Origin of the sequence: Desulfovibrio psychrotolerans (assembly GCF_013340305.1) — a bacterium.
Classification (GTDB): domain Bacteria; phylum Desulfobacterota; class Desulfovibrionia; order Desulfovibrionales; family Desulfovibrionaceae; genus Halodesulfovibrio; species Halodesulfovibrio psychrotolerans.
This window is the reverse complement of the sequence record NZ_BLVP01000001.1, coordinates 647,748-659,910: the sequence shown is the minus strand read 5'-3', so window position 1 is coordinate 659,910 and position 12,163 is coordinate 647,748. Positions and strand designations below refer to the sequence as shown.

10 protein-coding genes and 1 tRNA gene are annotated in these 12,163 nt (G+C 59.8%); 6 read left to right on the top strand and 5 right to left on the bottom strand.

Features of this window, described 5'->3' with window-relative positions; translation table 11 throughout:
- The first annotated feature begins 55 nt into the window (after positions 1–55).
- Together HUV26_RS02920 and HUV26_RS02915 are read left to right on the top strand one after the other, a co-directional pair.
- Positions 56–814 (top strand): HI_1402-related protein, encoded by a 759-nt coding sequence (locus HUV26_RS02920; RefSeq protein WP_174408570.1) that lies wholly within the window; start codon positions 56–58, stop codon positions 812–814.
- Between the two features lie 495 nt (positions 815–1,309).
- Positions 1,310–1,564: a hypothetical protein gene (locus HUV26_RS02915; protein ID WP_174408569.1), complete on the top strand. Its 255-nt coding sequence runs from the start codon at positions 1,310–1,312 to the stop codon at positions 1,562–1,564.
- A gap of 621 nt (positions 1,565–2,185) precedes the next feature.
- Here HUV26_RS02915 and HUV26_RS02910 read toward each other — a convergent pair.
- A tRNA-Thr gene (locus tag HUV26_RS02910) sits at positions 2,186–2,261 on the bottom strand.
- Between the two features lie 332 nt (positions 2,262–2,593).
- Here HUV26_RS02910 and HUV26_RS02905 point away from each other — a divergent pair.
- The gene (locus HUV26_RS02905; protein WP_174408568.1) at positions 2,594–3,772 is read left to right on the top strand and encodes a MerR family transcriptional regulator; all 1,179 of its coding nucleotides are present in this window, start codon (positions 2,594–2,596) and stop codon (positions 3,770–3,772) included.
- Between the two features lie 133 nt (positions 3,773–3,905).
- Here HUV26_RS02905 and HUV26_RS02900 read toward each other — a convergent pair whose 3' ends face one another.
- The 4 genes from HUV26_RS02900 to HUV26_RS02885 form a co-directional block, all read right to left on the bottom strand.
- The gene (locus tag HUV26_RS02900; protein ID WP_174408567.1) at positions 3,906–4,652 is read right to left on the bottom strand and encodes a UPF0280 family protein; all 747 of its coding nucleotides are present in this window, start codon (positions 4,650–4,652) and stop codon (positions 3,906–3,908) included.
- A gap of 37 nt (positions 4,653–4,689) precedes the next feature.
- Complete coding sequence (locus HUV26_RS02895) at positions 4,690–5,832, bottom strand: glycosyltransferase (RefSeq protein ID WP_174408566.1); 1,143 nt, start codon at positions 5,830–5,832, stop codon at positions 4,690–4,692.
- 91 nt (positions 5,833–5,923) lie between these two features.
- Positions 5,924–6,862 (bottom strand): glycosyltransferase family 2 protein, encoded by a 939-nt coding sequence (locus HUV26_RS02890; protein WP_174408565.1) that lies wholly within the window; start codon positions 6,860–6,862, stop codon positions 5,924–5,926.
- A 30-nt stretch (positions 6,863–6,892) separates the two neighbouring features.
- Positions 6,893–8,047, bottom strand: a complete 1,155-nt coding sequence (locus HUV26_RS02885) for a glycosyltransferase family 4 protein (protein ID WP_174408564.1) — start codon at positions 8,045–8,047, stop codon at positions 6,893–6,895.
- A gap of 372 nt (positions 8,048–8,419) precedes the next feature.
- On the opposite strand from HUV26_RS02885, the gene argF reads away from it, so the two are divergent.
- The 3 genes from argF (at position 8,420) to argH (ending at position 12,013) form a co-directional block, all read left to right on the top strand.
- Positions 8,420–9,319 carry an ornithine carbamoyltransferase gene (argF, locus tag HUV26_RS02880; protein WP_174408563.1) on the top strand — a complete coding sequence of 300 codons (900 nt, stop codon included), beginning with the start codon at positions 8,420–8,422 and terminating at the stop codon, positions 9,317–9,319.
- Between the two features lie 90 nt (positions 9,320–9,409).
- On the top strand, positions 9,410–10,606 hold the full coding sequence (locus HUV26_RS02875; protein ID WP_174408562.1) for an argininosuccinate synthase: 1,197 nt from the start codon (positions 9,410–9,412) through the stop codon (positions 10,604–10,606).
- A gap of 27 nt (positions 10,607–10,633) precedes the next feature.
- Positions 10,634–12,013: an argininosuccinate lyase gene (argH, locus tag HUV26_RS02870; protein ID WP_174408561.1), complete on the top strand. Its 1,380-nt coding sequence runs from the start codon at positions 10,634–10,636 to the stop codon at positions 12,011–12,013.
- Positions 12,014–12,163 lie beyond the last annotated feature (150 nt).

Here is a 12,163-nt window from a genome sequence, read left to right as displayed (position 1 = left end):
GCGGCGATGGCGGGAATGGCTCTGTTATTCAACACACCATATTGTAGGAGCAACCATGCAATATAAATACAAAGACGGCTCCATAGCTGCTGCGCGAGATGTGGTCCACGGCGGGCATGTGTATCCCCGATCCAGTCTGGCCCGGTGCACTGGCGAGGTGGAGCAGGCATGGGCAGACCGGCTCGCGGCCATAGGCGTGGTGCCGGTGCGGGTGAGCCCGCCCGACGTGGACATTAATCGGTACGATTTCGGCGACCCGCTGGAAACGAACGAGGATGGCGTGCTGGTGATCAGCTACCCCAACCCGGTGGCCAAGACGCCCGTGTGGTCCACGTCCACGCGGGAACGGATGTACGTTTCCGCAGGCGCGGACGTACCGCCTAGCTATACACCGCAGGAGCCGCCGGATAGCCCGTATGCAGTCTGGGGCGGCGATGCGTGGCTGGTTGATGTGGATGCCGCCCGCTCCGCAAAACGGCGGGAGATAGTTGCTCGCGCTGATGCGTTCATGGCAACGCTGACCGCAAACTATTCCGAACATGAGAAACTGTCGTGGAGCAAACAGGAGGCGGAGGCCCGCGCGCTGTCAGCAGACCCGGACGCTGCCGCACCGCTGCTCACCGGCATTGCCGCAACGCGCGGTATTCCGCTGGCCGATCTGGTAACCCGCGTACTGGCCAACGTGGCCACGTATGAGGCCGTATCCGCCGCAGTGCTGGGCCAGCAACAGCGATACGAGGACCAGCTGGCCGCCGCCGGTGATGATGCCGGGGCTATTGCAGCCATTGACCCTGTGTACGTGCTGCCGGGATAGCGACAGCAGACAAAGCCCCCTAAACCAAACTACAAGCGCCCGGCTGACAACCGGGCGCTTGAATTTTGTTCCGCATTATGGAACCAAATGGACTACATCGTTATATCGCACCGAGCGGCCGCGTTTTCGCGCCGCGCATCACAAGTGCTTTTGTTTTATGCTCAGGTCTCCTCTTCCTTCATTCGTCCCTTCCCACCCCTTGACACCCCCCACCCCTCTCTGTAATCCTGATCTCCTCAAATCTACAGGGCTCCCCCGAGTCCTACGCCTTCGTGCGTCCAGTCGGGGATTTTTTATGCGCTTTTCCCAGTGAACAGACGGGAGGGGTGCATCCCCAGTTTGTCTGCTTTTGCCGCATAGCCGTCACTATGTGGTATAACGAGCGGCCAAGTGTCCGGATCGCCGTGAGGTCCCGGGGGTTCCTGTAGAACCTGAGAGCACTTGGTCGCTCTTTTATTGGTTTTCTCTCAAACTCAAATCTACAGGAGGCCCGGAATGACCCACAATGCCAACACCACCCTGAACGTGGAAAGCCCCCTAGCCCCCAACCCGGTAAACAGAATGTACGGCGTGGCCCGCGCCATGAACCGCATGGCCGAGATGATGGACGCAGCAGAAGACCCTTTGGCTGAAATGATGCGTTTGCTATCGGAAGATATGGAGCGCTGCGCCGCCTGGGTTGATGACCATGCCGCCAGCATGCAGCCCCATGCAGACAGCGGTGAGCGTGATCGGCCAGCAGAGCATTGATGCCTGTGGCTGTTGCTGGATGAAACAGGAAATGAAGAAGCCCCGCCGGATGGTGGGGCTTCTCTTATGCAGGGCGCTTTACGCAAAAAAAACGCCGCAGGCGGGAAAAATCGAACTCTGCAGCCCCCCGCCTTCGCGGTTTATGGGGCGTTTTTGTGCAATACGAATAGGGGCGCAATGGGGGAAGCAGAGCGCGCGGCGTATGGCTATTTACCACGATGCCTCAATTGCACGATGTGCAGGACTGTGCAAAAAATTGCAAACCGTGAACAGGGGCGGAGAGGGGGCGGGATTCTGTATAGCGACAGAGAATGCGGTCTGCAGGCTTTTTTTCAAAATGCGAGCGCACCGTGCTGCATGTAATTTCTTCTGCGCGATTGTTGGGTATAAAAAACGAGAGTGGCTATGGTTGGCGCGGGTTGAAAGGATCATGCAAGGATGAACTTGGAATTGCACAATCAGATTGTAGAGGCTTGGGGTGATGGTGAGGCTTTTGCGTAAAAAAGTCTTTACGCAAACTTTACGCATTGGTGCGTAAAAAACTGACCAGTATTGACCATTTTTGACCAGTACAAGAAAAGGCCTGATGCGGTTAAACCCCGCGTCAGGCCTTACTTTTCCTGGAGCCAGTAGTCAGAATTGAACTGACGACCTACTGATTACGAATCAGTTGCTCTACCGACTGAGCTATACTGGCAGGATCTGGCGAAATGAGAAGGGCCTTATAGCTTTAAGGGCGGGAGGCGTCAAGCGTTTCGTGCGGTCTGGTTTGGCGGGGCCGGATATGTTTGTAGTGGTGGCGGGTGGGATGCTTTTTCCTTGCCGGTTCAAACGGAGAGCGGGGCAGTGAATTGCTGCCGGTAGGGTGGCGGGAGGGTGTCGTGTGGGTTTTTAGTTGGTTAATCATTGGTTATTTGTTGTTTTATTAGGCAGGCGATGAGGGCTTAACTTTTTGAAATAGATGTTGACAATACTTATTGATCAAGTATGGTGTTCAAAATCCAACAGTAGGACAACTATTCGGCAGCCATGAGAGAATCGTACAGCCTGAGAGAGATTGGGCGGCAGCTTGATATTCCGCCCTCCACCATCTCGTACTACAAGGACAGGTTTGTCCGGTTTATCCCCGTTGCGGGCGGTAGGGGGCGGCGCGTGCGGTATACTGCCGAGGCAGTGGTTCTATTCAGGGAGATACGGGAAATGTTCACCAGAAACTGGTCGGCTGAAGAGGTCGAGGAACGGCTTTTTGCCATGTGTCAGGGCGTTTCCGGGGATGTGGAGGCTGCTGCGGGTGATCCTGCCAGCTCTGCAAGTTCTGCCAACTCTGTCGGTTCGCACGGCTTGATAGGTTCGCATGGTTTGATCGGTCCGCATGGTCAAGCCGGGCAGGCCGGGTCCGTCTTTCAGGCTGACCGCTCTGCGGGGCAGCGGGGTTCCGGCGGGGTTTCTTCTCCTTCCGGCACGGCGGCGTTCGGTTCCTCTTCCGCCGCAGGCGCAGCAGCGGACAGGCAGGGCTTTCACAGCAGCGTGCGCCCCGGTCAGCATACGCTTGTGCAGGAGCTTTCCGGCATACTGGACACCATGTCTTCCGTTCTTGAGGTGCAATCGCACCTGCGGGCAGAGGTGGCGGCATTGCGCGGCGAGGTGGCGCATCTGCGTCAGGAGCGGGCGGACCTAGTGCGCGGTTATGAAGAACGGCTTGCGGAACTGGATGCGGAGCTTGAGCGGTTCCGGCGCGAGCGCGCGGATATGGTGGGCCAGTTTCTGGACGATTACTATGCGGCGACGGGAAGCGGACGTGCTGCTTCCTCTGTGTCTGGCGGGCATGGAGGCGCTACGGTCATGCCTGAGCGCGCGCTTATGGAGCAGCCGCTGGTGGTCCGCTCCGGAGGGGAGTATCTTGGTGTGGCGGGCAAGGGCAAGCCGTTTTCGCTGCATGAGCTTATAGGTCTTATCCGCCGCAACGCGGGCACCCAGAAGGTGCAGGGAATGGACTGGCAGCATGCCGAAGGCGTGTGGCAGCTGCGCATTCTTTCGCAGGACGATGCAGGCAAGGGCCACGAGTACCGGCTGGAGGTGGTGCACACGATAACCCCCAGCAAAAACGCGGTGACGGAACTGCGCAGCATGCACGTGGACGGCGAGCAGGTGCCTGATAAATTTGTTCTTATGCTCTTCAAGAATGTGAAGGAAGGGCTGGAGCGGTAGCGTAAGACCGCGAAGGCGCAGGGCTAGCAGGTTTGCAGGTTAGCAGTTCACCGGCGTAAGTGTGGGCTGCCGGGCTTGCTGAGTTTGTTCCGACACACGGCAGAGCTTATGCGGAACTGGCGGGCGGGGAGGTCTACACCACCGCCAGTTCCATCTTCCCCCAAATGGCGACACGCCCGCCGCATTGTGCGAACACGCCCTCGATGCCCTGTGCTTCGAGGGCGGCGGCGCGTTCTGTGACCAGCGTTATGGCATCCGGCGCGGTGAGCAGGTTGCACAGGGCGGTGGCACAGGCGTCCGCAAGGCTGCCGCAGCGGGAACGCACGGCCACAAGGTCGCCTTTGCCCAGACTCAGCGAGTGGCCGATGGTGGCCGAAGAGGCGCATATGCTCACGGGAAATTCGTGCGCGTGTACGACAATGCCGATGGTGGCATCGCTGTGCGGGTCGGGCAGCAGACCCGCAACGCGGTCGCGGGTGGAGAGCATGTACACATCGCCGCCGTTTTCCACGATGAGTTCCGGGCTTTGTGCGGCAAACTCTTCGCATACCATCTGGGAAATGGTTCCTGCCACAGCGGCCATGGGGCCGACTCCGGCGATGGCGGCGGCATGGGCCATGCGGCGGATTATGGGGGCCGCAGAGGCGGGAACCTCTACGGGCACACGGCTTGTGAGGAATTCCGGATGCAGCAGCATGTATGCCTTGAGCTGCCCGCGTAAGGCGGAGACGTAGCGGCCCATGTCTGCGGCAAGGTCTGCGCTTGCGGTTACGTGCAGGTCCGTTTCTTCCACGACCACCTGAAACGCGTGCTCGCCTGCGTGCCGGGTGTATTGCTGCCTGTAGTGCCGCAAGGGGCTGAGGAATACGTTGTTGTTCATGCGGGGGCTATACTGCTGCGTGCTCCGGTTGACAACCCTAGCGGGCAGGATGTTCCTGCGCGCGGTTGTGGAGCAGGGCAAGGTAGAGCGCCCGAGTGCGTTCCGCCATGGCCTCTATGCTGAAGCGGTCGCGGAAGGCCAGCTGGTCTGCGGCGGGCAGGCGCAGGGCGGCTTCCAGGGCGGCAGGCGGGGCCGTATTGTCATCCATGAACAGGATGCGGGGATAGTAGGCGGATATCTCGCGCACGGGGGCGGTCTCGCGCGCCAGCACCGGCAGACCGAAGGAGCATGCTTCCAGCACGACGCCGGGCATGCCTTCCCATTCCGCATCGGACGGGAAGAAATAGAGGTCGAACAGGTTGTAGAAGTTGGCCACGTCTTTGCGCTCACCCGTGAAGACCACGCTTGCCCCGTCGCCCCAGCCTGAGGCGGCCTTGCGCAGTGAGCGGAGCTTTTCTTCCGGTGCTCCGCCCACGATAACAAAGGCGTAGCGGTCTGAAGCGGCAAGGCACTGTTTTGCGAATTCCATGCAGAACTCCACGCCCTTGCCTTCTACCAGCCTGCCCACGAAGCCTATGATGGTTTTGTGGCGGGCAATGCTCAGCGAGGCGCGCAGGGCGGCCGGGTCTGTGTCGGGCAGCATGGCATTGAAGTCCACACCGTTGTGCAGCACGGCGAGCTTGCCGGAGGGCAGCCCGGTCTGCTGTGCGAAATAGTCCAGCGATTCCTGCGAAACGTGCAGTACCTTGTCCGTGAACAGGCGGTGGATAAGGGTTTCTTCTGCCTTCTGCTTCCAGCGGTGCAGGGGGCTGCGGGCGTACCAGTGCACGCCGCGGTGGTGCACCTGCCCGATGCGGACGGGCACTTTTGCCAGTGCGGCGGCCAGAATGCCTGAAATGTTGCCGCCCAGAGAGTGGGTGTGCACGATATCGGTCCCGCACTGGCGGAAGAGTGCTGCCATGCGCCGGATGCCGCCCATGTCCCACTTGCCGTTCAGGGGGACAAAATGCGTCTGCACGCCGTGGTGGGGGAGTTCTTCCCAGAAGATTCCCTTGTCTTTGTAGGTGACCACGTGCACGTCAAACGTATCGGTCAGCAGGGGCAGCACGGAGCGGATGCGCCGCTGCACACCGCCGATATTGAGATTGTTTGTAACCCGGAAGAGAACTGGTTTGCGCATTCCGTATCCTGTGAATGATGTGACGGGCCTGTTTGCGGTTTGGCTGACGGCAGGGCATGTGGCTGCGGTATGCCGCTGCCGGCGGGGGCCGTCACTGGTATGGTAAAAGGCTTTTGCCGTATTTGACAAGCAGGCGGGGCGACAGCGCACAGCGCACGGCAAGCAGCCCGAAGCGGGCGTACAGGTGCCGGAGAAACGTGCGCAACCCCTGCCTGTCTTTGTGTTTGATGAATTTGCTTATGGCACCGCGCGCGTACTTGCGCACCATGGTCGACCGCCAGCGGCGCAGGGCGGCGGGCGGGGCCAGTTGCGCCTTCAGGGCATGGTCATGCGGGTTTGTCACGAAGGCGAGGTCGTCCATGAGCACCTGCGGTTCCCTGTTGCGCGAATAGCCGCCGGAAAAATCTCTGTGGTCGCATATGATGGCGGGTTCCCATGCCACGTCACCCGCCAGAGCGGCACGCAGCCCCATCAGTTCGTCAAGGCTGATCATCCGGGGCGGGATGTCTTCCGCGAGCAGGGCCTTTGCCACATCGGCTCGGATGAGCATGCGCGAGAACAGCGTGAGCGGCACCTTGGCATAGGTTCGCAGAAAATAGTCCATGCCCTGCGTGCGCGGGGGCAGCGGCTCCCGTTTTTCCATGACCGCGCCGTTTTCCTTGAGCATACGGCAGCCGCCGAGCACGAGGCTGACACTGGCATCGGTGCGGCGCATGAGCCGCTCCAGCCCTTCAGGGTGCAGGATGTCGTCATCATCAAAAAATTTCAGCCAGCGGCAGGAGGCGAGGCGGGCAAGCTGCAGGTAGTTGGCCGCCAGTCCCAGCGACGGCGTGTTGCGCACGTAACGCAGGCGCGGGTCTGCAAGGTGCGGCTCCACAATGCGCCGGATGTCGTCTGTGGGACAGTCGTCCGAAATGATGATCTCCCGTGCGGGCAGGGTCTGGGCAAGGCAACTGCGCAGGCACTGTTCAAACCATTCCGGCTTGTAGGCGGGGATGAGGAGCGAGACGTCTGTGTCCGTATTCTGCATGGGCGGGTGGTGCTACAGGGGTTTGGGTGGTCAGCGCACGCGCGCCACGCGCTCTATGAGTTCCACGTAACGCGAAAATACTTCGGTATCGTCCTGAACGCTGCCGAAATTCTGTCCGGCGGTGATTCCTTGCAGGTCCAGAATGGCGTTTGCAAGCGCCTCCGGTTCCGGAACCGGCACTACAACGCCGTTTACGCCGTTGGTGATGAGGTCGCAGGCACCCACATCGCGCGTGGTGACGGCGGGCACGCCCATGGCAAGCGCCTCTGCCACCACGCTGCCAAAGGTGTCGTAGAACGAGGGGTGGCAGAACACGTCCAGCGCGGCGTAGAATTTGGGCATATCTTCTACCTTGCCCGGGAAAAAGATGCGCTCATGCACCTTCAGCTTTCTGGCGTATTCGATGTATTTGGCGTGGTTTCGTCCGCCTGCGGCAATGACGACGTATTCCTGCGGCAGCAGGGGGAGCGCCTTGATGAGCCTGTCCAGTCCCTTGAGTTCGAAATTTGTGGAACAGAACCCCACGGCTTTTTGCCCCTCGCGCAGCGAATACCATATGCGTGCCTGTTCCCGCAGTTCTTCCAGACGGGCGGGATTGAAGCGCGATGTGTCCACGCCGTTGGGGATGACGACCACCTTGCCCCGCGTGCCGGGAAAGGCTGTTTCCGCCGCCTCGCGCACTTTTTCGGAAATAGCGAGGATGCAGCGGGTGCGCGGGTGGGAGTATATGGAAACATCCAGCATGGGCAGAAGCCAGTTAACCGGTGAAAACGCTCGGCTGAGAGCCTTGCCCAGTCTGCGCAGGGGAGACCGCTGTGCCCGCAGGCTGCGCCGCATGAAGTCTACATGGGGGCCGCCGGAGCGGTAGATGCTGCACCCGGCAAAGTTGCCGAAGCAGAAGGATACCGTTTCCGGGGGCAGGTGGGCGAGGCGTCGTCCCATCTTTTGATATAGGCTGAAATGCTTGAGAAAGCGACCGGGGCGCCACATGCCCACGGTGGTTACTTCCGGGCGCGGATGGCCTGCCTGTGCCTCGTCGGACATATCTTCGCCGCAGAACACGGTTACGGGATACCCCCGCTGCTTGAGGTATTCCGTGAACCTGTAGCAAAACTGCTCCACCCCGCCGTAGCGGGAGAAGGTTTTTACGAACAGGGCAACCGGAGGGCGTGGAGATTCCTGCATGGGCATACCGGGTGAAAGGGTGTGTGCCGCCTGCCGGGCGCGTGGGTCTGTCGCGGGCCGGACGGCGGTTTGAGAACAAGTTCGCTGGCCTGTCGCGTTGCGGGGCTGCCCGGTGCATATCCCGGTAATTACAGCGATGCGTGCGTGCTCCGGGCTGAATGCCCGTTGCGGCGCAGCTGGTTGGCAATGTGCAACAGCCTATGCAGGCGTGTGTAGCAGATGAGGCGGGCAGGATGCAAACATTCCCGGGGCAGGCAAAAAATCTGCGGCGCATGCGCCTAACTGCGGGTTTACAAATATGGACTTTTGGGCCTAAAAACACTCTTTTCGCAACGAGTGCGGAATGAACGACATACTGAGAGGTTTTCCCGAATGACCAGACACTTCACGAAAATACGGGACTTGGGCTGTGAGAGCGCGCATCGGCTTTTGGTCCGCGCCAAGGAAATGAAGGACACGGATTTCCGCAGCGATCTTATGCAGGGCAAAACCGCCATTCTGCTGTTCGAGAAAGCCTCTACCCGGACCCGCGTGTCCTTTGAGACCGCTCTGTTCCATCTGGGAGCCAAGACAATTTTCATGACGCCCGCCGAAAGCCAGCTCGGCCGCAGCGAACCGCTGAAGGATACCGCGCGGGTTCTTTCCCGCTATAATGACTGCATGATCGTGCGGACCTTCGGGCAGGAAAAGATTGACGAGCTGGTGCGTTATGGCACCATTCCTGTGGTGAACGCGCTGACCGATCAGGGGCATCCCTGCCAGGTGATGAGCGACCTGCTCACCATATATGAGCGCACACCGGACCTCAGCAAGGTGCGCGTGGCATGGATTGGCGACGGCAACAACATGGCCAATTCGTGGATTGAAGCCGCCATCTATTTCCGGTTTGAACTGTTCATGGCCTTCCCGCAGGGATACGAGCCGGACAAGAGCCTGCTCACACTGGCGTTGCAGGCCGGGGCCAAGATATTCTGCACCAATGATCCGCAGATGGCCATTGACGGTGCACACTACGTGAATACGGACGTGTGGGCCTCTATGGGGCAGGAAGCGGAGCAGAAACGCCGCGAAAAGGCCTTTGCGGGCTTTATGGTGGATGAGCAGCTGATGAAGTATGCGGCGGCCGATGCCAAGTTCATGCATTGCCTGCCCGCGCACCGGGGCGAAGAGGTGAGCGAGGGCGTGTTTGAAAGCCCTGCTTCCATTGTTTTTGATCAGGCGGAGAACCGCCTGCATATGCAAAAGGCCATTCTGGAGTGGATTTTCTCCTGATTGCCTGAAAAATAACTTTGCAGTCCGGGCCGGAACGCGCGGCAGACTGCAGAACGCGCTTCATTGTATGCGAGACGATAAGGAAAGAGAATGAGCAAGGATATAAAGAAGGTTGTGCTCGCCTATTCCGGCGGGCTTGATACGTCTGTGATCCTCAAGTGGATCGCCCTTACCTACAACTGCGAGGTGGTAACCCTTACCGCCGATCTGGGACAGGAAGAAGACCTTGACGGCGTGGATGCCAAGGCTTTGGCCACCGGTGCTTCCCGTGCGTATGTGGAAGACCTGCGCGAGGAGTTTGCCCGCGACTTCATCTATCCGATGATGCGCGCCAACGCCGTGTACGAAGGGCGCTATCTGCTGGGTACCTCCATTGCACGACCGCTTATTGCCAAGCGTCTGGTGGAAATAGCGCATCAGGAAGGCGCACAGGCCGTGGCGCACGGCGCCACGGGCAAGGGGAACGATCAGGTTCGCTTTGAACTTGCGGCCATGGCGCTGGACCCCAGACTGAAGGTTATTGCCCCGTGGCGCGAGTGGAACTTCCGTTCCCGCACCGACCTTACCAATTTTGCTCAGGAGCACGGCATTCCGCTGCCGGTGGCCGCATCGCGCAAGCAGTACAGCATGGACCGCAACATGCTCCACTGCTCCTTTGAGGGCGGCGAACTGGAAGACCCGTGGAGCGAACCGCTGGAAGGCTCGTACCTTATGGCTGTTCCCATGGAAAAGGCCCCGGACACTCCGGAATACATCGAACTGGAGTATCTGAACGGCGATGCAGTGGCCCTGAACGGCGAACAGCTTTCTCCCGCTGCCATGATAAAGGCGCTGAACACGCTGGGCGGCAAGCACGGCATTGGCCGTCTGGACATGGTGGAGAACCGCTTTGTGGGCATTAAGTCGCGCGGGGTGTACGAAACGCCCGGCGGCACTATTCTGTACAACGCCCACCGTGATCTGGAAGGCATCTGCCTTGACCGTGAATCCATGCACCTGCGCGACTCGCTCATCACCCGGTATTCCGAATGCGTGTACAACGGGTTCTGGTTCGCGCCGGAGCGCGAGGCGTTGCAGAAGCTCATAGACGAAACGCAGCGTAACGTTACCGGCACCGTGCGTATGAAGCTCTACAAGGGGCATGCCGTTCCGGTGGGGCGCAAGTCTCCCTATTCCCTCTACCGCATGGACCTTGCCACCTTTGAGGAGGACGAGGTGTACAATCAGGCGGACGCGGCGGGTTTCATCCGCCTGCAGGGGCTGCGGCTGCTCGGCTACAAGAAGTAGCGACAATCCTCTTTGCACGGAAACATCATGGCAGAAAAGAAGATGTGGGGCGGGCGGTTCCGCCAGAAGACCGCCGCAAGGGTGGAGGAATACACCCAGTCCGTTTCATACGACAGGCTTATGTATCGGCAGGATATTGCCGGGTCCATGGCGCATGCCCGCATGCTGGCGCGGCAGGGCGTTATCTCCGCGCAGGACGCGGAACAGATTGTGGACGGGCTTGAGCGCATCCGGCAGGAGATTGAATCCGGCCAGTTTGTGTGGCGTGCGGAACTGGAAGACGTGCACATGAATATTGAGAGCCGCCTTTCCGAACTGGTGGGCGATGCGGGCAAGCGCCTGCATACCGGCCGATCGCGCAACGATCAGGTGGCGCTGGATTTCCGGCTCTACGTTTCAGACGCCGTGCGAGAATGGCAGGAACTGGTGCGCGGGGTGATTGCGGAACTGGTGAAGCAGGCGGAACAGCACGTGGATACGCTGCTGCCCGGCTGCACCCATATGCAACCCGCACAGCCTGTGAGCCTGGGGCATCATCTGCTTGCCTATGCATGGATGTTGCGCCGCGACTATGACCGTCTTGCGGATTGCGACAGGCGCACGCGCGTGTGCCCCCTTGGTGCAGCCGCCCTTGCGGGCACCACGTATCCGCTGGACCCTGCGTCCGTGGCGGAGGAACTGGGCATGCACGGCACTTTCCGCAATTCCATGGATGCCGTATCGGACAGGGATTTCGCCTTGGAAGCCCTGTTCTGTGCCTCGCTGATCATGGCACATCTTTCCCGCTTCTGTGAGGAGATGATCATTTGGGCGAACCCGAACTTCGGCTATATTTACCTGCCGGATGCCTATGCCACCGGTTCCAGCATAATGCCGCAGAAGAAGAATCCGGACGTGGCGGAGATTATGCGCGGCAAGGTGGGGCGTGTTTACGGTGCGCTCATGACCCTGCTGACCACGGTCAAAGGGCTGCCCATGACCTACAACCGCGACCTTCAGGAAGACAAGGAACCGTTCATGGATACGGACAGAACCGTATCCGCATCCCTGTCGCTCATGGCGGGTATGCTCTCGGAACTGCGGTTCAACACGGGGCGTATGGCGAGCGTTCTGCGTTCCGGTTTTCTGAATGCCACGGAGCTTGCGGACTATCTTGTGGGCAAGGGCATTCCCTTCCGCGAGGCGCACCATCTTACCGGTGCGGCGGTTGCGCTGGCAGAAGACCGGGGCAAACCGCTGGAAGACCTTACCATGGATGAATTCCGCACCATCTCCGAGTGTATTGATGACGATGTGTACGCGGTTCTGGCATATGATGCGGCTGTTGCCCGTCGCAGAACGCAGGGCGGCACCGGGCCGGATTCTGTCCGGGCGCAGATTGCTGAGCTTGCGGACTGGCTGGAGTAGGCCGGGTTGCAGTCGCTCTTGTTGTGAGAGAGATCGCTTCTATATTGAATGGTTACGATTGCCCCGCTCCGGCGGGGCAATCGTTGTTTGCAGGGGCTGCAATTATGCGCGCGGAATGACTGAATGGAAGCGTACGCATCAAGCTATAAA